The organism is Streptomyces sp. NPDC053474 (assembly GCF_044544845.1).
Lineage (GTDB): Bacteria > Actinomycetota > Actinomycetes > Streptomycetales > Streptomycetaceae > Streptomyces.
In genome coordinates, this window is record NZ_JBITXV010000006.1 from 470,100 (window position 1) to 490,851 (window position 20,752).

Consider the following 20,752-nt stretch of genomic DNA (forward strand, 5'->3'; position numbering starts at 1 on the left):
GAGGAACGAGAAGGAGGAGGCGCACATGCGCAGGGGGGACAGCCGGAATCCCACGTCGATCCGTGTCAGCCCGCCGCCTAGGACGGGCGCCGAATTGAAGGTGCACCCCGCGTTCGAACGGTATCTCCAGGGGATCCGGTCCGACGTCGACGCGGACCTCACGTCGGACGAGGTGGAGGCCCGGCTGCGGACGGTCCTCGACGCGCACGCGCGCGGCCGGGGCGGGACACGCGAACTGGAGGCCTACGCCTGCGACTTCGGCGCCCGCGCCGACTGGGTGGTCTACGGCCTCCAGGTCGTCCAGCTCTGGCTCGCGGCGATCGCGACGTCCGGGTACGCGGGGGCCGGGCCGCGCCGCGACGAGGTCGACGACCTCGTCGTGGAGACGGTGGCGCGGGCGGTGAACACCTTCCGCGACCAGCTGGAACGGCCGGAGAGCGCGCTCCCGCCCCGCACGGCGGGCACGGAGGCGAAGACCGCGTTCCTCACGGAGTGCGTGCGGCACCTGCCCTACGCCTACCGGGCGAGCAGGCTCATCGACATCGGCGCGCCGGACGACGCGTTCCAGGACACGGGCGAGCCGCGCCTCGTCCAGCGGGTGGGGGCGGCCGCGACCGCCGAGGGCGGAGCGCGACTGCGCCGCGTCGGAGGCGTCGAGGAGTACGACATGGACGAGGTGGTCGCCCTGACCCGGCGCGCGGTCCGCACCGCGGTCGAGCGCCACCCCGACATCGTCGGCCCCGGCTTCCCGCCCTGACCCGCCCGCACACGACAGCGACCACCCGGGGGAGGGATCGGACCATGGACGGATACGACGCGAAGGTGCGGCGGGTCCTTCGGCGGTCGTACGAACTCGACCACGGCCACTACGCGATAGGGATCGAGGTGCTCCCGTACAAACTCGCCGGTGTCATCGTCACCAGCGAGGGAGTGGTGACCGCCCGGTCCCGGACGGACCTGTCCGACATGGAGCCCGAGGCGGTCGTCCAGCGCGCGGCCGCGCTGATCCGCTCCCTCGCCGACATCAAGCTGGGGCGCTCCTTCCCCAGGAACCGGGTGTGCGTCGGCGTCCAGGTCGGCGGGCCCGTCGACGCGGACACGGGCCTGGTGCGGCACCTGGTCAACGGGCCCGACGACCACGGGACGGAGAAGCCGCCCCCCTACGAGTGGGTGGAGTTCCCGCTCGGCCCCCGGCTCATGGCCGCCACCGGCTGGGACACCGTCGTCGAGAACGACGCGCACGCCTTCGCCGCCTACGAACAGACCCTGGGCGTGGGGCGCCGCGCGGACACCTTCGGCGTCGTGCTCGTGCGCGACGGCGTGGGCGCGGGCATGGTGGTGCGGCGCGAACGCCTCAGCGTGCCCATGGAGTTCGGACACCTCCGCGTGTGGCCGCAGGGGCGCGTCTGCGACTGCGGCATGCGCGGCTGCGTCGAGAGCCAGGTCGGCAACCGGGCGCTGGCCGGGGCGATCAAGGACCTCACGGGCCGTGAACTGGACGGCCTGGAAGCGGCGGTGGACCTCGCCGACGGCGACGACCCGCACGCCCTGGCGGCGGTCGCCGCCTTCCGCAAGGCGGGCACCTCGGTCGCCCGCGGACTCGCGCACCTGCTGACCCTGTTCGGCCCGAGCCACGTCGTCCTGTACGCCGCCGACAGCCTGCTCATCAGCGGCCGCGGCCACCGCGCGGCGAACGCGTTCCTGAGCGCGGTCGGTACGTACCGCTCGTACGCCTTCCACGACAACCGCGACTGTCACCTCGTCACCAAGCCACTGGTCGCCGACCGGGGCGCGCACGGCGCGGCCCTCATCGCGCTGCAGAACTGCTTCGGAGTGCGGCTCCAACCCCACTGAGCGCCGCCCCACCCCCTGAGGAGAAGACCCCATGGATCCCTTTCCCTCCCTTGCCTCCCGCGGGCCGTCCGCCCCGCTCTTCGTCGGGCTCGACGTCGGCGGTACGAAGATCGCCGCCGGAGTCGTCGACGCCGACGGGCACGTCGTGGAACGCGTGCCCGTGGTGCCGTGCCCCGCGGCCGACCAGGAAGCGATGCTGAAGACGGCCGTACGGCTGGTCGAGGCGCTGCGCTCCTGCCACCCCGGTGTCGCGGGTGTCGGGGTGGGCGTGGCCGGGCTCGTCGACTGGCCCGACGGCCGCGTCCGCACGGCCCCCAACAGCGCGTTCCGCGACGCGCCGCTGCGCGGACTGCTGGCGGCCGCGACCGGCCTGCCGACCGTGGTCGACAACGACGCGAACACCGCGTGCTGGGCCGAGTACCACCTCGGGCACAGCGCCTCCTACATGGCGTTCGTCACCGTCGGCACCGGCGTGGGCGGCGGCCTCGTCCTCGACGACCGGCTCTTCCGCGGCAGGACCGGCATCGGCACCGAGATCGGGCACATGATCGTCGACCCGCACGGGAGCGAGCGCTGCGGCTGCGGCACCGTCGGCTGCCTGGAACCCCTGGCCTCCGGCCCGGCCCTGGCGCGCTACGCCGCACCGGCGGCGGGGCACACCACGGGTCGGCCCCAGGTCACGGGCGAGGACGTCACCGCCGCCGCCCAGGCCGGGGACCCCGCGGCGCGGGCGCACCTCGCCCGGGTCGGCCACTGGCTCGGCATCGGCATCGCGACCCTCGTGAACCTCTTCGACGTCGAGCTGGTCGTCCTCGGCGGCGGCGTGGCCGATGCCGGTGAACCCCTGCTCACCCCGGTGCGCGAGAGCTTCGAGCGGTACGTCACCGCGCGCGCCCACCGCGCCCTGCCGGACGTCAGGCTGACCCGCTGCGGCCCGGGGGCGGGATGGGTCGGCGCCGCGCTCCTCGCCCGCGACGGCTGCTGCCCGCACCGCCTGGAGGCCGCGCGCACGGCGGTCGGCTGAGCCCCGCCGGGCGTCACGCCTTTCGGTAGCCGTACGCCTCCTCGGCCGCCGCCGCCACGGCGGTGAGGTCCGCTCCCGCCGACGCCGCCACGACCGCCGCGACGGCGCCCTCGACGAAGGGCGCGTCCACCAGGCGGATCGGGGCGGGGAGTTCGTCCCCTTCGGCGATGAGGGCCTTCACGGTGAGGACGGCGCTGCCCAGGTCGGCGAGGACCGCGACGCCCGCGCCCCGGTCGACCCGGTGGGCGGCGGCCGCGACGAGGTCGGAGCTGGTGCCGAGGCCACCGTCGGCGGTGCCGCCCGCCGGGGCGACGGGAGCGGTGCCGCCGCCGCTCGCGAGGCCCCGGGCGAGGGCCGCGACGGACTCGGCCACGGCGGCGCTGTGGGAGACGAGCACGATGCCCACGCGCCGGTCCGCGTGCTGGCCCGAGTCCCGGGCGGCGTCACTCACCGGGCGCCTCCCCGGTGGCGGCGGCTTCGGCGGTGTCGGCGAGGGCCTCGAACAGCAGGGCTGACGAGGCCGCCCCCGGGTCCTGGTGGCCGACGCTGCGCGCGCCCAGATAGCTCGCCCTGCCCTTGCGGGCCTGGAGCGGGACCGTCGCCAACGCCCCCAGGCGCGCCGCCTCCCGGGCCGCCGCGAACGACGTGAGCAGGGCGTCGGCCCCCGGGACCAGCGCGTCCAGCATCGTCTTGTCACCGGGCGCGGCGCCGCCGAGCGTGGCCACCGCGGCCACCCCCGCACGCAGCGCGGCGGCGAACTCCGCCTCGCTGACCTGCGGCGCCTCGCCGAGCACCGTGCCCGTGCGGCGCAGCAGCGTGCCGTACAGCGGGCCGGACGCGCCGCCCACTGTCGAGATCAACCGCCGCCCCGCGAGGGTCAGGACGGCGCCCGGGGCGGCGGGCGCCTCCGTCTCAAGGACGGCGACGACGGCGGTGAAGCCGCGGCGCAGATTGCCGCCGTGGTCGGCGTCGCCGATCGGCGAGTCCAGCGCGGTGAGCCGGTCCGCCTCCCGGTCCACGGCCGCCGCGACCGAGGCCAGCCAGCGGCGGAAGAAGTCGGCGTCGAGCACGGGGCCTCCTCGCGTCGGGGTTGCGCAGGACGTTTCCGCGGCGGGCGGCAGGGACCGCACGTACGCCGGTACGGGTGTGTCACATGCCCCAGCGCAGCGCCGCCGTGCGCACCGGCGCGTCCCACAGGCGCAGCAGCTCCTCATCGACCCGGCACAGCGTCACCGAGGCGCCCGCCATGTCGAGGGACGTCACGTAGTCGCCGACGAGGGTGCGCGCCACGGCCACGCCGCGCTCGCGGAGCACGCGGTGCACCTCCGCCGTGAAGCCGTACAGCTCCAAGAGCGGGGTGGCGCCCAGGCCGTTGACGAGGACGAGCACCGGGTCGCGCGGGCCGAGGTCCTCCACGACGGCGTTCACGGCGAAGTCGGCGATCTCGCCGGACGTCATCATCGGCCGCCGCTCGCGGCCCGGCTCGCCGTGGATGCCGACGCCCAACTCCAGTTCGCCCGCGGGCAGGTCGAAGGTGGGGGAGCCCTTCGCCGGTGTGGAGCAGGCGCTGAGCGCGACGCCGAAACTGCGGGAGTTGTCGTTGACGCGCCGGGCTATCGCCTCGACGCGCGCCAGCGGCATGCCCTCCTCGGCCGCCGCGCCCGCGAGCTTCTCCACGAACAGGGTCGCCCCGGTGCCGCGCCGCCCCGCGGTGTAGAGGCTGTCGGTGACCGCCACGTCGTCGTTCACCAGGACCTTGGCGACCTGGACGCCCTCGTCCTGGGCGAGTTCGGCGGCCATGTCGAAGTTCAGTACGTCACCGGTGTAGTTCTTCACCACGAACAGCACGCCCGCACCGCTGTCCACCGCTGCCGCCGCCCGCACCATCTGGTCCGGCACGGGCGAGGTGAACACCTCGCCGGGACACGCGGCCGAGAGCATCCCGGGCCCCACGAACCCACCGTGCAACGGCTCGTGCCCCGAGCCCCCGCCGGAGACCACCGCGACCTTCCCCGCGACGGGCGCGTCCCCCCGCACGACCACCCGGTTCTCCACGTCCACGGCCAGCTCCGGATGCGCGGCCGCCATCCCCCTGAGCGCGTCCGCGACCACGGTCTCCGCCACGTTGATGAGCATCTTCATGGGTACCTCCTGGAGGTGGGCGGGTTGAGAGCAGTATCGGCCTTGGGTCGGTGAAGGTCACGGGTCGGTGCTCTGAGGCTGAGCCGCCCCGTGGGTCGGCGCGCCCCGTCGGGGGACTACGTCCACGCGACGGCCACGACGGCCGCAGCCGCCGTGAACACCCCCACGGCGTAGAAGGCCCACGGCTGCTTGGTGCGCATGCCCGCCAGGGCTGTCACCGCCACCAGGACGTCCAGGGCCAGTTTCACGCCCATCTTCGCCTGAAGCACCGGCAGATCCAGGGATGTTCGGGTCCATATGAGTCCCACACCGGTGACCAGTTGGACGACCGCGCTGCTCACCATGTAGCCGCCCGTCACCGGGTTCTTCTCGCGCAGTTGGAAGAAGAGGCCGCCGAGGAGCGCGGCGAAGCCGAAGAGATGGAAGACGAGGAACACGTTCCGAAGGATCTCCATGGCGGTGATCGTTCCATAGGGATGGAACAGAGCCGTGTTGGGGGTGAATCCTTTCGCGGTGCTCGTGCCTCTCTCATGTGTGCGGACAGGAGCGTCGGCACAGAAAGCGGAGGTTTGTCGTGATCATTGGTGCCGTCATCGTCGCGGCTGTACTCATCTGCGCGTGCGGTGTCCTCGTGCGGCGTCGGCGGGGGCGTTCGCGTGGCTGACTTCACATGGCCCGGCGATCAGTTGATCGCCGCGGCACAGGAGGGCGACGTCGAAGCCACGGCCGCTCTGGTGACCGGCTCGCACCCGCACGTACAGCGGTTCGCCCATTCGCTGTGCGCCACTCCCCAGGACGCCGAGGACGCCGCGCAGGAAGCCCTGATCATCCTGTATCGCAAGATCGGAATGCTGCGGGCCTCCGGTGCGCTGGCGTCGTGGATGTTCCGCATCGTCCGCAACGAGTGCCTGCGGCGGGCACGGCTGACACTGCGCGGCCACGGACCGGTCCCGGACACCGCCGTGCCGTCGTTCGAGGACGAGGTGCTGCACCGCCTGGAAGCCGAACGGGTGGCGAAGGCGATCGCCGCCCTGCCCGCCGACCAACGACGTGTACTGATCCTGCGGGACATCCAGGGCTACAGCGGCCGCGTGGTCGCCGACGCGCTCGGCCTCAGCACCGCCGCGATGAAGTCGAGGCTGCATCGCGCCCGCTCGGCGGTTCGCCAGGCACTGCAGGAAACACCCGATCCCCTACCAGGAGCTGGCCATGGCTGACCGACAGAACTTCGCCAGTACGTCGTTGCCCAGGCACCTGGCGCGCGGCGCGCTGGGATTCGGCGCCTTGGCCGGTTCGGTCCTGCTCATTCCCGTAGTGGGGCTGGTCGGCCTCTTGCTGGCGCCCCTGGGGCTGCTCGCCTTGCGCGGATGCCCCATGTGCTGGACGGTCGGCCTGTTGCAGACCCTCTCGAACGGTCGGCTGCGGCGTTCGTGCGGGGACGGTAGCTGCCACCTGTCCGTCGCCCGGCCGCCGGGCCCTTCCACGTGAAAGCCCGCGATCGGCGGGGCAGGCCGGTCGCGGGCTGGGGTGTTGCGGGGAGGGGGCTTGCGGTCAGGCGGCGTAGCCGAGGACGAGGGCGGCCACGACCGGTGCGAGGTAGAGGATGGGGAAGGTGACGGCCTTCCGGCCTCGCTGGCGTCGCCGTCATGGGTCTGACGCGGCTGCGCAGCCGAATGTGACAGGTCAACGGCCCGGAACGCCCGGCGTCCGGCGGCTTCCGGCTTCCGCGACGAGGCGGACGTTCAGGCCACAGGGCGGATCCGGTCACCGATCGTCCGCCGCAGCGCGGCTTGGAGCCGGTCGCGGGCCTCGGTCTGGGCGGCGATCCGTTCGTTGAGGACCGCCAGCCGGTCCAGCGCGACCCGCAGGCCCTTGTCCGAGGGCGGTGCGGCGGCCACGTCGCCGTCCAGGCAGGGCAGGAACACCCGTACGTCGTCCAGAGTGAGCCCGGCGGCCAGCAGGTAGCGGATGTTGCGGACCCGCACCACCGCCCGCTCGTCGTAGACGCGGTAGCCGTTGGCGGCCCGCTGGGAGGAGATCAGTCCGGCCTGTTCGTAGTGCCGCACCGCACGAGCGGTCGTCCCCGTCGCCCCGGCCAACTCACCGATCCGCACCCGCCCCACCTCCGGCGCCACTTGTATCACGCCACGACCGCTCCGCCGTCGACGGGGAGCACCACTCCGGTGACGAACGACGCGCCCGGTGCGGCAAGCTGGGTGACGGCCCACGCCACCTCCTCGGGGCGGCCGATCCGGGCCAGGGGGGTGTGCGCCAGCTGCCACTCCCGCACCGCTGCCCTCCGCTCCGGCGTCAGGCCCTGGTGCTCGCCGATGGGGGTGTCGATCGCGCCGGGGGCGACCGCCACCACCCGGATCCCGCGAGGTGCCAGCTCGACCGCCCAGCTGCGGGTCAGCAGCTCCAGGGCGGTCTTGGTGGCCGCGTAGACCGAGCTGCCGGGCCAGGCCCGCTGCCCCACCGACGTACTGACGTTGACGATCACTCCGCCCGACTCCTCCAGGAGCGGCAGCGCGGCCTGGGCCAGCAGGATGGGGGCGACGAGGTTGGTGGCGAGCTGAGCCGTGATCGTCTCCGGCGTGATCGTGCCGAGGGCGCCGCTGCGCACGATGCCCGCGTTGTTGACCAGTACGTCCAGTCGGCCGTGGGTCTCAAGGACGGTCCGGATGATCCGGTCCGGCTCGGCCTCGGCGGTGATGTCGGCGGCCAGCGGAGTGATCCGGTCGCGCCCGGCCGCGGTCTCTTCGAGGGGCTCGGCCCGTCGTCCGATCGCGACCACGTGCGCGCCCTCGGCGGCGAAGGCGCGGGCGGTGGCCCGGCCGATCCCGGTGCCTGCTCCGGTGACGGCGACGATCCTGCTGCTCTGCGGTGCGGTGCTGTTCATGCCGGTCATCGTGCAACCCTGCCGCCAACGGCAAGGTCAACAAGCCGCCCGCAGGCGGTCGCCCCGTGGGAGCCCCAAGAGGTCTCCCACGGGGAGCACGGAAGCGGCCGTGATGGTGTGTCAGTAGCCGATGGTGAATCGGCGCTGGACGAAGCGGGGCAGTTCGACCTCGTCGATCAGGGCGACGGCGGCGTCCTCCGCGGAGACGCGGTTGCGGCCGTCGGCGTCCCGGAGCACCTGATCGCCGCCGACCCGGAAGCGGCCGGTGCGCTCGCCGGGGGCGATCTCCTCGGCGGGGCTGAAGTAGGTCCAGAGCCGGTTCGAGGTGCGGAAGACGTTCAGGCCGTCCCGGGCCCCGCGCGCCGCGGCCGCGTACGCGCGGGGGAGCCCGAGCTGGTCGAGGGTCTCGTGGATCCGCTCGACGTCGTCGACGAGAGCCACTCCGGGCGCCGTCTCCAGGCTTCCGGCCCCGCCGATCACGATGAGGCGGGTCCGAGGGTGGCTCTCCAAGGCCTTGATCAGCGCCCGGGCCGCGGTGGTGTGCACCGTGGGGTCGGCGATGGAGCGCCGCACGGTGTCCGCGAGGTCCTTGGCCGCGTTGCCCGGCTGGAACCCGCTGATCAGCACGTCCAGGCCGGGCAGGACCGCGGAGACGCTCGCGGGGTCGAGGACGTCCACGCTCTTCCAGGTGACGTTCGCGCGGCTCTCGTCGATCTGCGAGGCGTCGCGGCTGAGCGCCGTGACGTGGTGCCCGCGGCCGAGTGCCTCCGTGACGACCCGGCTGCCGATGGTGCCGGTGGCACCGATCACTCCGATGTGCATGGTTCTCCCCTTGTTCATGCTCAGACGCGCTGGCGGCGTGTTCATGCCCAGACGTGCTGGCGGCCGCCACTCGGCTGGACGCCATAAGGAAACTATATGCCGTGAAGTTTTAGTACGGCAATCAGTGTTGTGACGCTGTAGAGTGGCCGCATGGCAGGGACGGGGACCACTGGGCGGCGTGCGCGACTGCGAGCCGAGACGACGGCCGAAATCAAGAGCGTGGCCCTGGAGTTGATGGCCTCGGGCGGCCCCGGCGCGATCACGCTGCGCGCCATCGCCCGCGAGATGGGCATGACGCCCAACGCCATCTACGGCTACTTCGCGACCCGCGACGATCTGGTCACCACGCTCATCGACGACGTGTACACCTCGCTCGCCGACACCGTCGAGGCCGCGGGGGACGCCGCCCCTGCGGCATCCCCGGCCGACCGGATCCGGGCCTGGGCGCAGGCCTTCCGCGGCTGGGCGCTGGCCAACCCCGAAGGTTTCCGCCTCGTCTACGGCGATCCGGTACCCGGCTACGTCGCCCCCGAGGGCGGTGCCGCCCCGGACGCGGCGCAGCGCGTCTGCACGGCCCTGACCGGCCTCGCCGCCACCGCCTGGCCGCACGCCGAACACCTCTACGCCGACAGCGACTTCCAGTGGTCCGACTTCGACCCCGGCCTCCTCGACAAGGTCCGCCCCGCCTTTCCCGACCTGCCCCCGGCCGGAGTGGCCCTCGCGCTGCGCATGTGGGGCCACCTGCACGGACTGGTGACGCTGGAGATCTACGGCCATCTGCGCACCCAGACCACGAACCCGGAGAAGCTCTTCCAGGAGGAACTGACCCAGCTCGTCCGGTCATTGGGCATCTGAACGGAGCCATCTGATGACAGCGAACGCGATCGTGCTGCACATCGATCGTGACAGGGTCCATGCCGGGGATGACGACGTCCCTCCGTACCGCATGATCCGTGAGACCCGTGCCCTGCGCGGGGACATCACCGTCGGCGGAGCCATCGACGCCCTCACGCGTGGCAGTGACCGCTACCCCCTGGCCTCCGTGGCGGGCGGGGCGACCTGGGCCCTGTACGGGGGCCCGGGCGTGGAGAAGCCGTATGCGGCCCGTGCTGTCGCGCTCGCTGTCATTGCGGAGGGGCCGCAGGGGTTCGGCGAGCCGCGTTCGCTGATCGACCCGGACCTGGCGCTGTCACGCCTGGCGGGTGCGGACGGGAGCGTGGAGTTCCATTTCCACTACCTTCGCGGCGCCGATCCCCAGGAGACATGGCGCCGCCTGCGCGAAGACCGAGGAGGCCGGGCGACCTGAGCATCCGTGCGGGCACCGGCCCCGTGGGCGTGGCGTGCCGTGGCCGCAGGTGTCACGACGTGCGCGGGACGGCTTCGCTCACGGCGTGGAGGTGGATCAGGACGTCGTAGGCGCGGCCGAGCGCCAGGTCGTGGTGGAGGTGGTCCTCGCTGAACTCCGTACCGATGAAGCGGGTGGGGCGGGCGGTGTGCAGCCAGTCGCCAGCGGCGGGCGGGGCGGCGCGCAGATCGGCGTAGAAGTCGCGGTGGTGGACGCGGTCGAGGGTGTGTTCATTGGTGCCGGGGGCGGCGGCGCCGACGGTGAACTTCTTCCAGTCGCCGCCGATGGCGGTGTCCTTGGACAGGAAGGAGCCCCGGTCGAAGGTCATCCCGACGGGCAGGTAGTTCCGGCCCAGCGCGTCGCGGAGGAAGGACCCCTGCGTCTTGGGGAACAGCGCGGCCTGGGAGGCGACGAGGCCGAGGTGGTCGTCGTGCGCGGAGACCAGCACCTTGTGGCCGGTGCGCTCCCGCCACCACAGGACGTTCCGGGCCATGACCCGGTCGCGGAAGCGCTGGAAGTCGGGCAGCGTGGCGGGGTCATCGGGGTCCGCGGTCAGGAACTCGGTGGTGTCCGCGAGGGAGCGGGCGTTCTGCACGGCCCAGGCGTGGGCGTCCCGGTCCCGGCCGCCCGCCGCACTGATCAGATCGGGGGCGCGCCGCGCCTGACCGGCGAGCCGCCGACGCTCGGCGAGCGGCCTCTTCCAGTACGCGAAGACGTCGTCGAGGGGGCGCAGCCCGGTGTAGAGCGCGTCGACGCGGGGCGCAAGGGCGGGGTGGTGCCGGTGGACGTAGCGGGTGATCCGGGCGAAGAACTCGTCGGTGACGGCGGGGGCGCCGATGTCGTTGCCGACGAAGTGGACGGTGCGGGTGGGGTTGCGGCGGTTGTGGTCGCGCATCCACGCGATGAGGTGCACGAACTCCTCGCGGTCCCAGGGAGAGCCCGGGAAGGTCTCCTCGGCGATCTGCCGGGCGTCGCCGCGGCCGGTCTGGAGGAAGTCGTTGATCCGCAGCCCGGCGGGCCAGCTGAACTCCAGGGAGAAGGCGCGGAATCCCCTCTCCCGGACGAGATGGCGGAAGACCCGCTCCTTCATGGTGAAGAACTCGTGGGAGCCGTGGGTGGCCTCGCCCAGGCCGACGACCTCGGCACCGCCGACCATCGCGCCGAGCGCCCGTAGATCGGTGCTCCTCCCGCCGGGCTCGGTGGCGCGCAGCGGGTGGGCGATCCGGTCCAGCGCGCGGACCACGGGGTCCTGGGCCCGAGCCGTCCCGCCCGCGGCCGGGGCCGCCCGCGCCACCTCGGGAGCGAGGGCCGCTCCTAGGGCGATCCCCGTCGTGGAGAGCAGTGCCCTGCGGCTGATGCGCTGGTGGTGATACCTCGTCATGCCGGTGAGCTCCTCGTGTTCGTGGCCGACGGCCTGAAGAGATCCTCACCTGCGACGAGCCGGTGGCGCACGGGTGCAGCCCCCTTGATTCCCTGGAGGTTATCCCCCGGGAGAAACGCGCCCGACCGCCAACGGCATCACCGGACCTGGCGCAGAGCGCTCCCGCGACCTTGAGTGCCCGTGCCCCTACGAAGCCGTCGTGGGGCACGGACCGTACGAGGCGCGCATCGGCGCGGGCCCTCAAAGGAGCTTCGGCAGTCCGAGGTTGTTGATCAGGGGGCCCTCGACCGAGATGCCCTCGGTGATCAGTGACTCGGGTGCGGGGAGCAGGGGTGAGGGGTTCGCCGGGGCGTGCCGCGCCGTGGGAGCGGGCCCGACGGCCGCCGCGGTGGCGGTGGACATGCCGGTCAAGGCCAGGCCTCCGAGGAGGGCTGCGGTCAGGCGTCGGCGCATGGGTTCCCTTTCTGCTGGTCGGGGCCCCTCCCGGGCGAGGGCGGAGCCGCCGACATGGCTGCCCGGGCCGAGGCCTGTGGATGCGCCCTGTCCCTCGTACGAGGGGCGGTGGGCGGACCGGACATCGCCCCAGGGGAGGGGCGGACCGGGCCTCGCCCGGAGCGAGAGCGGCGACGTGTGGCTAGCCGACGCGTTGCAACGCCCTCTCCCGGCGCTCCGCCACGCGCGACCCCGACTCGCGGCGCGCCATGCGCCGCAGGACGACCGGGGCCACGAGCAGCCCGAGCACGGCCCACGCCCCGAGGACCCCGGCGGTCTCCCAGTGCCGCCAGGAGTCGCCGATCTCCACCTCGGCCGCCGCGCCGGGCAGCAGCGCCGAGCGCATGCCGAGGCCGAGCCAGTAGACGGGCGTGACCTGGGCGATCGCCTGGAGCCAGCCGGGGAGCGACGTGACGGGGTAGAAGACGCCGGAGATCGCGATCATGCCCAGGACCGGCAGCTGGATCAGGCCCTGGCTGCGGGCGCTCGGGAACAGCGAGCCCAGGACCGCGCCGATCGGCAGCGTCGCGACCAGGCCGAGGACGAGCACCCAGGCGAGCGTCAGCCAGCCGCCGGGGCGGTCCGTGGCGAGGCCGTCGACGAGGAGCATGCCGGGCACCAGCAGGATCGCGAGGTCGGCGACGAGGCCGCCCGCCACCGCGATGACCTTGCCGGTGAGATAGCTCCGCATGCCGTTCGGTGTCGCCTTGGCGCGCAGCAGCGTGCCGTCCTCGCGCTCGGCGGTGAGGATCTGGCTCATGCTGACCATGCCCATCGCCGCGTTCATGCCGAGGATGCCGGGCAGCGCCAGGGTGCCGAGGCCCAGGCCGCTCGCCGCGAACTCCCGCTCCCGCAGGAAGAACAGGGCGATCAGCATCAGGACCGGCCACAGCAGATGCGAGACCAAGTCGCCGCCGTTGGTGAACGACTGCCGCAGCTCGACGGCGCCGCGCTGGACCCCGGCCCGCAGTGCCGCGCGGGCCGGGCTCGTCGGGCGCGGCGCGCGTAGGGTGGGGGCGCTCATCGGGTCGAGGCCTCCTGCCTGCGCACCAGCGCCATGTACGTGTCCTCCAGGGACGCCCGGCGCACCTCCAGCGCGCCGATGGCCTCGCCGTGCTCGCGCAGCAACTCCCGTACGAACGCCGTCGAATCGGTGGTGGCCCGGGTGAACCGCCGCCCGGCGCGGGTCCAGCGGACCTCGTCCTCGCCCACGATGCGGCGGGCGAGCTCGTCGGCGGTGCCGTCCGCGACGATCCGGCCGCCCGCGAGGATCAGGATGCGGTCGGCGAGCTTGTCCGCCTCGGCGAGGTCGTGCGTGGTGAGCAGGACGGTGGTGCGCCGGCCCGCGGCGAGGCGCTGGACGAGGCCGTGGAACTCGTGGCGGGCCCGCGGGTCGAGCCCGGCGGTGGGCTCGTCGAGGAAGAGCAGTTCGGGGCGGCCCACCAGGCCGATGGCCACGTCGAGGCGGCGCCGCTGTCCGCCGGAGAGCGTCCTCACCTTGTGGTCGGCCTGCTCGGTCAGGCCGACGGCCGCGAGGACCCCGGCGGTGTCCCAGGGGCGGGGGATGGCCGCGGTGGCGTACGGGGCGTAGTGTGCGCCGAGGTGCGTGAGCAGTTCGCGTACGCGCCACTTGCCGTGGTCGCGCCACGACTGCAGGACGACCCCGAGGCGGGCGCGCCAGCGTTCGTCGCCGTGCGCGGGATCCGTGCCGAGCACCCGGACCCGGCCCGCCGAGCGGGCCCGGAAGCCCTCCAGGATCTCGATCGTGGTCGTCTTGCCCGCGCCGTTCGGGCCGAGCAGGGCGAGCACTTCGCCGTGCCGGGCGCGGAAGGTCACCTCGCGCAGCACGTCGGTCGTGCCGTAGCGCATGCGGAGTCCGTCGACATCGAGTGCGACGTCGGCTTCGCCGGTTTTCGTCATCAGTCCACCGTGGCGTTGAGGAAGTTCGGAGACCTCGAAAGCTACGTTGCGTTTACAAGAGCATCAATCAAAAGTGTGGTTGTGCCGGTGAGTAAATGCGTATCAAGGGCGGATCATTGCAACTGGCGTGAGCCTGAACGCAATTCCCGTGCCTGACCGTTGCAATGAGCTGACGGTCAACGCATACTGGCCGGGCCGCCCGCGCGGAGAAGCGGGCCGGTGGCGAGGACCGGCAAGTGGAAGGCGGGCGCGGTGCCTGGAGGCAGGCTGACCCACGAGGACCGACGGCAGGTGGCGTCCGGGCTCGCCGACGGGCTCGGCTATGCCGAGATCGCCCGGCGGCTCGGCAGGCCGACGTCGACCGTCAGCAGGGAGGTCGCCCGCAACGGCGGGCCCGGCCGCTACCGCGCCGAGCACGCCCAGCACGCCACCGCGCGCCGGGCCCGCAGATCCGCGGCGAGCGCCCCGGAAGCGGCGGCGCCCGACGTCGGACACGGGCGCGACGCCGAGGTCGTGCGCGGCTTCGTGACCCAGTTCGCGGAGGTGCTGGCCCACACCGGGGTGCCGCGGATGGCGGCCCGGGTGCTCGCGAGCCTCGTCACCACCGACTCGGGCACGCTGACCGCCGCCGAGCTCGTGGCCCTGTTGCGGGTGAGCCCCGCCTCGGTGTCCAAGGCCGTCGGCTATCTCGAACGGCTCGACCTGCTGCGGCGCGAGCGCGTACCCACGGGACGGCGCGAGCGGTACGTCATCGACGACGACATGTGGCTGCGGACCTGGCTGGCGAGCGCCCGCGCCCACGCGATGATGGCCGACACCGCCCAGGCGGGCGTGGAGATCCTCGACGCCGCGACCCCCGCGGGAGCCCGCCTCGACCACATGCGGCGCTTCTTCACCAGCCTCAGCGACGACATGGCCGGGGGTTCCACGGCGGCCGCGTTCGCCGACGCGCTGACCGTGCTCGCCGCCCTCGCCCACGCCGGGGTGCCGCTGGACAGCGGCCGGTTGGCGGGGGCGCTCGGCTGGTCGCCGGAGCGCGTCACGACCGCCCTGTACGACGCCGAGCAGCACCCCGACGTCGCCGACCCGCTGGAGCTGCGGCACACCCCGGACGGCGCGTACACCGTCGTCGCCCGGGCCGAACGGCTCACCCCGGAACAGCGCGCGGCGCTCGACCGCGCGCAGTGAGCGGCCCCGGGCTGAGCGCGTGCGGCACCAGCCGCCCCTCGAACTGGGCGGCGGGGTCGTGCGGATGGCTGCCGAACACCTCGCCGGGCTGGCGCAGCCGAGAGCCACGGCGCCGACTTGCACGAACAGGCCGCCGTTCACCGGCTGCTCGACTTCGGACGCCCGCGCCCCGCGTTGACCATCACGTACCCGTTGCACGAGACGGCCGAGGCCACCCGCCTGGTCCCGCATACACACATTCATACGGCGTACGTACGTCATCTGGAGGCCGACCATGCGCATCTTCGTCACCGGAGCCACCGGCTACATCGGCGGTTCGCTCGCCGACCGGCTGAGGGGGACGGGCCACGACGTGAGCGGCCTCGCCCGCACCGAGGAGAAGGCGCGGGCACTGCGGGAGCGCGGCATCGCACCGGTCCTCGGCGACCTCGACGACGCGTCGGTCCTCGACGCGGCGGCGCGCTCCGCCGACGCCGTGGTCAACGCGGCGGACAGTGACCACCGGCCCGCCGTCGAAGCCCTCGTTGCCGCGCTTGAGGGCACCGGCAAGCCCCTGTTGCACACCAGCGGCTCCAGCATCGTCGCCGACGACGCGCGCGGCGCGGTGTCGCAGCGCGTCTTCACCGAGACCGACGTCGAGCCGGGCAGCCCGTGGCGGGCCGAGCCGGACAAGGCGCCGCGCGTCGACCTCGACCGGTTCGTCCTCGCCGCGGCCGAGCGCGGCGTGCGGTCCGTGGTGCTGTGCAACTCCCTGATCTACGGCCACGGTTACGGCCTGTCGCGCGACAGCGTGCAGCTGCCCCGGCTGACCCGCCAGGCCGAGGCGAGCGGCGTGGCCCGGCACATCGGCCCGGGACACAACATCTGGTCGAACGTCCACATCGACGACGTCGCCGACCTGTACGAGCTGGCCCTGGCGTCGGCGCCCGCCGGAGCCTTCTACTTCGTGGAGAACGGCGAGGCCCCCTTCGGCGAGCTGACGCAGGCCATCGCCGACGTCCTGGGCTGCGGCGCCGCGCAGCCGTGGAGCATCGAGGCGGCGATCGAGGAGTGGGGCCACGAACCGGCCGTGTACGCCCTCGGCTCCAACAGCCGGGTGCGAGGTGCGCGCGCCCGCGCGGAGCTCGGCTGGACGCCGCGGTACGACTCCGCCGTGGAGTGGATCCGCAAGCGCCTGACGTCGGCGGAGAGCGGCTGAGACAGCCGGGGCCGGACGCTGGGCCCGGTCCGGGGCCGTGAGCCCGAGCCCGCGTCAGGCCGTCCAGCCGCTCCACTTGGGCCCCGTGCGCCGCCACTCCCGCTCCCAGGCGGCGAGGCGGCGCCGGTCGAGGACGTGGCCCACCGCGTGCCGCGCCAGGAGCGCGACCAGGGCGGTGGCCGAGCCCGCGGCCAGGGCCGCGCTCGCCGTGCGCAGGGCCACGTCCTCCGCGTCCGGCGGCGCCCCGGCCACCCGGCCGCGCCGGTCCAGCCACACGGCCGCGTGCTCACCGCGCCGACTGCCCGCGGCCACGCGCGCGTGGCCGCTGCGCTCGGTTCCGTCCGGGGTGGTCCAGCGCGCCGGGACGTCGTACAGAGGCACCGTGCCGACGGCCGGGACCGGCGAGGGCGCGTCCGCGGTGAGCGTCGCGGTCACGCGGTGCCGGGTGGCCGTGGCGGTCCGCGCCGTCTCCTCGGCCCGCGCGTGCACGGCGAGCCCGGCGGCGGCCCCCGCCGCGGGCACGCCCAGGAGCAGGACGAGGCCCACCACGAGCACCGTCCACGCCTCGACCACGTCCGAGCGGCGGCGCAGCGGACCGCGTCGCCAGCGCCAGCACAGAACCCGAGAGCGCATCGCGTCAACCTCCGCACCACGCGAGGGGTGCGCGTCTTCGAGCGTAGCGGTCCCGGCCGCCCCTCGGCAGCGGGCCGCACGGCCCTCGCGGGGTCCGGAGGGCGAACGGGACGCCGGGCCCCGCGGCCACGTGTCACCCCGGCCGTACGGCCCCGTACGGCCCGGCCCCACGGACGGGCGGGTCTCGGCCACAGGGCCGTTCGGCCTCCCCGTACAGGCCTGTTCGCCACTCGCGCCCGCGTCGCCGCGGTGTCAGCGTCATGCGGGAAGGCCCTGAAATCCTCCCGGACGTCACCTCGAAGCAGCCCCCGGGAGGCTTCGCCGCGGCCTTCTCCGATGAGTTCGCGACCAGACGAGAGGGGCGATGGCCCGTGGAGCATCCGTTGATCGTGGGCGTCGACGGCTCCGAGTCGAGCCTGCGGGCGCTGGACTGGGCGGTCGACGAGGCCGACCGCCAGGCGGTGCCGCTGCGGATCGTGCACGCGTCGAGCTGGGAGTGGTACGAGGGGCGCGAGCCCTCCTTCGGCATCAACCGCGCCTTGGTGCGGGCACAGGCGGACCGCGTCGTCGCGGACGCGACCGAGCGCGCCCACTGCCGCAGCTCCTCGGTCAAGGTGACGAGTCAGACGCTCGACGAGGACCCGGCGTCCGCGCTGATACGCGAGAGCCGCCGGGCGAGCGGGATCGTCGTCGGCAGCCGGGGCCGCGGCCGGCTCGCGGGCCTGCTGCTCGGCTCGGTCGGCCTGGCCGTGGCCGCCCGCGCCGCCTGCCCGGTCACCGTGGTGCGCGGCACGGAGGACCACCGCGGCGGTTCCCACCGGCGGGTCGTCGTCGGCGTCGACGAAGCCGCCGACGCGCGGCCCGCGCTCGAGCACGCCGTCCGCTGCGCGCAGCGGCGCGGCGCCACCCTCGACGTCGTGCACGCCTGGCGCTGCCCCGCGCACGAGGCCCCCGAGCGGCCGCGCCCGGCCGACGCCGCGGACACCCACCAGGAGCGCGCCGAGCACCGGGTCGAGGAGGCCATCGGCGGCCTGGCCCGCACCCACAGCGCCGTACCCGTGCACCGCAGGGTCGTCGAGGGCAGCCCGCGCGCGGCGCTGCTCGACGCGGCCGAGGGCGCCGACCTGCTCGTCGTCGGCGCCCGCCGCCGCACGGGCCAGGCGGGCATGCAGCTCGGCCCGGTGAACCACGCGGTGCTGCACCACGCGGCGTGCCCGGTCGTGGTGGTGCCGCATGCCTGAGCGCGGACCGCACGCCTGAGCGGCAGGTGGTGCGGCCCTCTCGGGAGGGGGAGGGCCGCACCACTCCGGGGCCCGAAGGGGCCGCCCCGCCCTCGCCCCCTCCCCGCCGACCCCCGACCAGGCCGCCCCCAAGTGGGGCACGCCCCCGCCGCGGGGCAGGCCATCCGGCGTGGGTGACTCACCCGGCCTGAACCGCACCTGCCGTGGAACCCGGCCACCCCGCCCCCGGACACTCCGACGGAATCGAGGCTTCCCATGGCCAAGGACCAGCTCTCCGTCCTGGACGCGCACTGGCGTGCCGCCAACTACCTCGCGGCGGGCCAGATCTATCTGCTCGCCAACCCGCTGCTGACCGAGCCGCTCAGGCCCGAGCACATCAAGCCCCGCCTCCTGGGCCACTGGGGCACCTCACCCGGGCTCAACCTGGTGCACACCCACCTCAACCGGATCGTGCGCGAACGCGGCCTGGACGCGCTGTGCGTCTGGGGACCCGGCCACGGCGGCCCCGCCGTGCTCGCCAACTCCTGGCTGGACGGCAGCTACAGCGACGTCTACCCCGACGTCACGCGCGACGCCACCGGCATGGCGCGGCTCTTCCGCCAGTTCTCCTTCCCCGGCGGCGTGCCCAGCCACGTCGCCCCCGAGACGCCCGGCTCCCTCCACGAGGGCGGCGAACTGGGCTACTCGCTCGCGCATGCCTACGGCGCCGCCTTCGACAACCCGCACCTGCTTGTGGCCTGCGTCATCGGCGACGGCGAGGCCGAGACCGGACCGCTGGCCACCTCCTGGCACTCCAGCCGCTTCCTCGACCCCGTCCACGACGGCGCGGTCCTGCCCGTCCTGCACCTCAACGGCTACAAGATCGCCAACCCGACCGTGCTCTCCCGCATCCCCGAGCCCGAACTCGACTCCCTCCTGCGCGGATACGGCCACGAACCGCTCCACGTCAGCGGCGACGACCCCAGCGCCGTCCACCGCGACCTGGCCGCCGCCCTCGACCGGGCCGTCGACCGCATCACCCACATCCAGCAAGCGGCCCGCGACAACGGCACGACCGAGCGCCCTGCCTGGCCCATGATCGTGCTGCGCACCCCCAAGGGCTGGACGGGCCCTGCCGAAGTCGACGGCCACCCCGTCGAAGGCACCTGGCGCTCCCACCAGGTGCCCCTCGCCGGAGTCCGCGACAACCCCGAGCACCTGCGGCAGCTGGAGGCCTGGCTGCGCTCCTACCGGCCCGAGGAACTCTTCGACGCCCAAGGACGCCCCACCGCACAAGTCCTCGCCTGCGTCCCCGAAGGCACCCGGCGCCTCGGCGCGAGCCCCCACGCCAACGGCGGCCAGCTCACCCGCAGCCTCCCCCTGCGCCCCCTGGAGGACTTCGCCGTCCCCGTCGACAAGCCCGGCACCGCCCTGCACGAGCCGACCCGGGTGCTCGGCGGGCTGCTCGCCAAGGTCGTCGCCGACACCGCCGAACGCCGTGACTTCCGCGTCGTCGGGCCCGACGAGACCGAGTCCAACCGCCTGGGCGCACTCTTCTCCGTCACCGGCAAGGCCTGGCAGGAGCGCACGCTGCCGACCGACGAACACCTCGCCGCCGACGGCCGCGTCATGGAGGTCCTGTCCGAACACCTCTGCCAGGGCTGGCTGGAGGGCTACCTCCTCACCGGCCGCCACGGCCTGTTCTCCTGCTACGAGGCGTTCGTGCACATCGTCGACTCCATGGTCAACCAGCACATCAAATGGCTCAAGACAGCACGCGCCCTGCCCTGGCGCGCCCCCATCCCCTCCCTCAACTACCTGCTCACCTCGCACGTCTGGCGCCAGGACCACAACGGCTTCTCGCACCAGGACCCCGGCTTCGTCGACCACGTCCTCAACAAGAGCCCCGAGGTCGTACGCGTCTACCTGCCACCGGACGCCAACACGCTGCTGTCCGTCGCCGAACACGCCCTGCTCAGCCGCGACTACGTCAACGTCATCGTCGCGGGCAAACAGCCCTGCTTCGACTGGCTGTCGCTGGACGCGGCCCGCGCCCACTGCGCGCGCGGCGCGGGCGTCTGGGAGTGGGCGGGCACCGACGACGGCCTGCGCGACCCGGACGTCGTCCTCGCCTGCGCGGGCGACGTGCCCACCCAGGAGGTCCTCGCCGCCACCGCCCTGCTCCGCGAGCACCTGCCGGACCTCGCGGTCCGCGTCGTGAACGTCGTCGACATCGCCCGCCTCATGCCGCGCGAGGAACACCCGCACGGCATGGCCGACTTCGAGTACGACGCGCTCTTCACCCGCGACAAGCCGGTCATCTTCGCCTACCACGGCTACCCGTGGCTCATCCACCGACTCGCCTACCGCCGCGCGGGCCACGCCCACCTGCACGTGCGCGGCTACAAGGAGACCGGTTCGACCACCACGCCCTTCGACATGGTCGTCCGCAACGACCTCGACCGGTACCGCCTGGTCATGGACGTCATCGACCGCGTCGCCGACCTGTCCGTGCGCGCCACGGGCCTGCGCCAGCTCATGGCCGACGCCCGGACGCGCCACCACGCCTGGATCCGCGAGCACGGCACGGACCTGCCGGAGGTCGCGGACTGGGCGTGGCCCTACTGACCGGCC

General features: G+C 73.7%; 23 protein-coding genes. 11 read left to right on the forward strand and 12 right to left on the reverse strand.

Annotated elements, in window-relative coordinates; translation table 11 throughout:
- Positions 1 to 25: 25 nt before the first annotated feature.
- The 3 genes from ACIG3E_RS17475 to ACIG3E_RS17485 are packed head-to-tail and all read left to right on the forward strand — an operon-like array spanning position 26 to position 2,878.
- Positions 26 to 757: a hypothetical protein gene (locus tag ACIG3E_RS17475; protein WP_399616641.1), complete on the forward strand. Its 732-nt coding sequence runs from the start codon at positions 26 to 28 to the stop codon at positions 755 to 757.
- 44 nt (positions 758 to 801) lie between these two features.
- Positions 802 to 1,854, forward strand: a complete 1,053-nt coding sequence (locus tag ACIG3E_RS17480) for an ROK family protein (RefSeq protein ID WP_399616643.1) — start codon at positions 802 to 804, stop codon at positions 1,852 to 1,854.
- A 31-nt stretch (positions 1,855 to 1,885) separates the two neighbouring features.
- Positions 1,886 to 2,878, forward strand: a complete 993-nt coding sequence (locus ACIG3E_RS17485; protein WP_399616646.1) for an ROK family protein — start codon at positions 1,886 to 1,888, stop codon at positions 2,876 to 2,878.
- 13 nt (positions 2,879 to 2,891) lie between these two features.
- Here the strand turns inward: ACIG3E_RS17485 and ACIG3E_RS17490 are convergent, their stop codons facing one another.
- The 4 genes from ACIG3E_RS17490 to ACIG3E_RS17505 all read right to left on the reverse strand — a co-directional run bounded on the left by ACIG3E_RS17490 (position 2,892) and on the right by ACIG3E_RS17505 (position 5,475).
- Positions 2,892 to 3,329 carry a PTS-dependent dihydroxyacetone kinase phosphotransferase subunit DhaM gene (locus ACIG3E_RS17490; protein ID WP_399616649.1) on the reverse strand — a complete coding sequence of 146 codons (438 nt, stop codon included), beginning with the start codon at positions 3,327 to 3,329 and terminating at the stop codon, positions 2,892 to 2,894.
- Complete coding sequence (gene dhaL / locus ACIG3E_RS17495) at positions 3,322 to 3,948, reverse strand: dihydroxyacetone kinase subunit DhaL (RefSeq protein ID WP_399616652.1); 627 nt, start codon at positions 3,946 to 3,948, stop codon at positions 3,322 to 3,324. The genes ACIG3E_RS17490 and dhaL overlap by 8 nt, the downstream gene beginning before the upstream one ends.
- Positions 3,949 to 4,027: 79 nt before the next feature.
- Entirely contained in the window at positions 4,028 to 5,020 is a 993-nt protein-coding gene (dhaK, locus tag ACIG3E_RS17500) for a dihydroxyacetone kinase subunit DhaK (RefSeq protein WP_399616656.1), read from the reverse strand.
- 116 nt (positions 5,021 to 5,136) lie between these two features.
- Positions 5,137 to 5,475 (reverse strand): hypothetical protein, encoded by a 339-nt coding sequence (locus ACIG3E_RS17505; RefSeq protein ID WP_399616659.1) that lies wholly within the window; start codon positions 5,473 to 5,475, stop codon positions 5,137 to 5,139.
- A gap of 201 nt (positions 5,476 to 5,676) precedes the next feature.
- On the opposite strand from ACIG3E_RS17505, the gene ACIG3E_RS17510 reads away from it, so the two are divergent.
- The gene (locus ACIG3E_RS17510; RefSeq protein WP_399616662.1) at positions 5,677 to 6,237 is read left to right on the forward strand and encodes an RNA polymerase sigma factor; all 561 of its coding nucleotides are present in this window, start codon (positions 5,677 to 5,679) and stop codon (positions 6,235 to 6,237) included.
- The gene (locus ACIG3E_RS17515) at positions 6,230 to 6,508 is read left to right on the forward strand and encodes a hypothetical protein (RefSeq protein ID WP_399616664.1); all 279 of its coding nucleotides are present in this window, start codon (positions 6,230 to 6,232) and stop codon (positions 6,506 to 6,508) included. The genes ACIG3E_RS17510 and ACIG3E_RS17515 overlap by 8 nt, the downstream gene beginning before the upstream one ends.
- 254 nt (positions 6,509 to 6,762) lie before the next feature.
- On the opposite strand, the gene ACIG3E_RS17520 is transcribed toward ACIG3E_RS17515, so the two are convergent.
- The 3 genes from ACIG3E_RS17520 to ACIG3E_RS17530 all read right to left on the reverse strand — a co-directional run bounded on the left by ACIG3E_RS17520 (position 6,763) and on the right by ACIG3E_RS17530 (position 8,741).
- Positions 6,763 to 7,134 (reverse strand): MerR family transcriptional regulator, encoded by a 372-nt coding sequence (locus ACIG3E_RS17520; RefSeq protein WP_399616787.1) that lies wholly within the window; start codon positions 7,132 to 7,134, stop codon positions 6,763 to 6,765.
- A 26-nt stretch (positions 7,135 to 7,160) separates the two neighbouring features.
- Positions 7,161 to 7,928 carry an SDR family NAD(P)-dependent oxidoreductase gene (locus ACIG3E_RS17525; protein WP_399616667.1) on the reverse strand — a complete coding sequence of 256 codons (768 nt, stop codon included), beginning with the start codon at positions 7,926 to 7,928 and terminating at the stop codon, positions 7,161 to 7,163.
- A gap of 111 nt (positions 7,929 to 8,039) precedes the next feature.
- Positions 8,040 to 8,741: an NAD(P)-dependent oxidoreductase gene (locus tag ACIG3E_RS17530; RefSeq protein ID WP_399616670.1), complete on the reverse strand. Its 702-nt coding sequence runs from the start codon at positions 8,739 to 8,741 to the stop codon at positions 8,040 to 8,042.
- 150 nt (positions 8,742 to 8,891) lie between these two features.
- Between ACIG3E_RS17530 and ACIG3E_RS17535 the strand changes: the two genes are divergently transcribed.
- Both ACIG3E_RS17535 and ACIG3E_RS17540 read left to right on the forward strand, forming a co-directional pair.
- Positions 8,892 to 9,596 carry a TetR/AcrR family transcriptional regulator gene (locus ACIG3E_RS17535; protein ID WP_399616673.1) on the forward strand — a complete coding sequence of 235 codons (705 nt, stop codon included), beginning with the start codon at positions 8,892 to 8,894 and terminating at the stop codon, positions 9,594 to 9,596.
- 13 nt (positions 9,597 to 9,609) lie between these two features.
- Complete coding sequence (locus ACIG3E_RS17540; RefSeq protein ID WP_399616676.1) at positions 9,610 to 10,047, forward strand: hypothetical protein; 438 nt, start codon at positions 9,610 to 9,612, stop codon at positions 10,045 to 10,047.
- A 52-nt stretch (positions 10,048 to 10,099) separates the two neighbouring features.
- Here the strand turns inward: ACIG3E_RS17540 and ACIG3E_RS17545 are convergent, their stop codons facing one another.
- The 4 genes from ACIG3E_RS17545 to ACIG3E_RS17560 form a co-directional block, all read right to left on the reverse strand.
- Positions 10,100 to 11,467 carry an erythromycin esterase family protein gene (locus ACIG3E_RS17545; protein WP_399616679.1) on the reverse strand — a complete coding sequence of 456 codons (1,368 nt, stop codon included), beginning with the start codon at positions 11,465 to 11,467 and terminating at the stop codon, positions 10,100 to 10,102.
- A 240-nt stretch (positions 11,468 to 11,707) separates the two neighbouring features.
- A complete protein-coding gene (locus ACIG3E_RS17550; RefSeq protein ID WP_399616682.1) occupies positions 11,708 to 11,920 on the reverse strand; it encodes a hypothetical protein in 213 nt (70 codons plus the stop codon).
- A gap of 181 nt (positions 11,921 to 12,101) precedes the next feature.
- Positions 12,102 to 12,983 carry an ABC transporter permease gene (locus ACIG3E_RS17555; protein ID WP_399616684.1) on the reverse strand — a complete coding sequence of 294 codons (882 nt, stop codon included), beginning with the start codon at positions 12,981 to 12,983 and terminating at the stop codon, positions 12,102 to 12,104.
- The gene (locus ACIG3E_RS17560; protein WP_399616687.1) at positions 12,980 to 13,879 is read right to left on the reverse strand and encodes an ABC transporter ATP-binding protein; all 900 of its coding nucleotides are present in this window, start codon (positions 13,877 to 13,879) and stop codon (positions 12,980 to 12,982) included. The genes ACIG3E_RS17555 and ACIG3E_RS17560 overlap by 4 nt, the downstream gene beginning before the upstream one ends.
- 219 nt (positions 13,880 to 14,098) lie before the next feature.
- On the opposite strand from ACIG3E_RS17560, the gene ACIG3E_RS17565 reads away from it, so the two are divergent.
- Positions 14,099 to 15,067, forward strand: coding sequence for a MarR family transcriptional regulator (locus ACIG3E_RS17565; protein WP_399616690.1), 969 nt, complete (start codon positions 14,099 to 14,101; stop codon positions 15,065 to 15,067).
- Positions 15,068 to 15,341: 274 nt separating this feature from the next.
- Positions 15,342 to 16,265, forward strand: a complete 924-nt coding sequence (locus ACIG3E_RS17570; protein ID WP_399616693.1) for an NAD-dependent epimerase/dehydratase family protein — start codon at positions 15,342 to 15,344, stop codon at positions 16,263 to 16,265.
- Positions 16,266 to 16,319: 54 nt separating this feature from the next.
- Here ACIG3E_RS17570 and ACIG3E_RS17575 read toward each other — a convergent pair whose 3' ends face one another.
- Positions 16,320 to 16,898: a hypothetical protein gene (locus ACIG3E_RS17575; RefSeq protein WP_399616695.1), complete on the reverse strand. Its 579-nt coding sequence runs from the start codon at positions 16,896 to 16,898 to the stop codon at positions 16,320 to 16,322.
- A 371-nt stretch (positions 16,899 to 17,269) separates the two neighbouring features.
- On the opposite strand from ACIG3E_RS17575, the gene ACIG3E_RS17580 reads away from it, so the two are divergent.
- Together ACIG3E_RS17580 and ACIG3E_RS17585 are read left to right on the forward strand one after the other, a co-directional pair.
- Entirely contained in the window at positions 17,270 to 18,139 is an 870-nt protein-coding gene (locus tag ACIG3E_RS17580; RefSeq protein ID WP_399616698.1) for a universal stress protein, read from the forward strand.
- Between the two features lie 198 nt (positions 18,140 to 18,337).
- Entirely contained in the window at positions 18,338 to 20,746 is a 2,409-nt protein-coding gene (locus tag ACIG3E_RS17585; RefSeq protein WP_399616790.1) for a phosphoketolase, read from the forward strand.
- Positions 20,747 to 20,752: the final 6 nt, after the last annotated feature.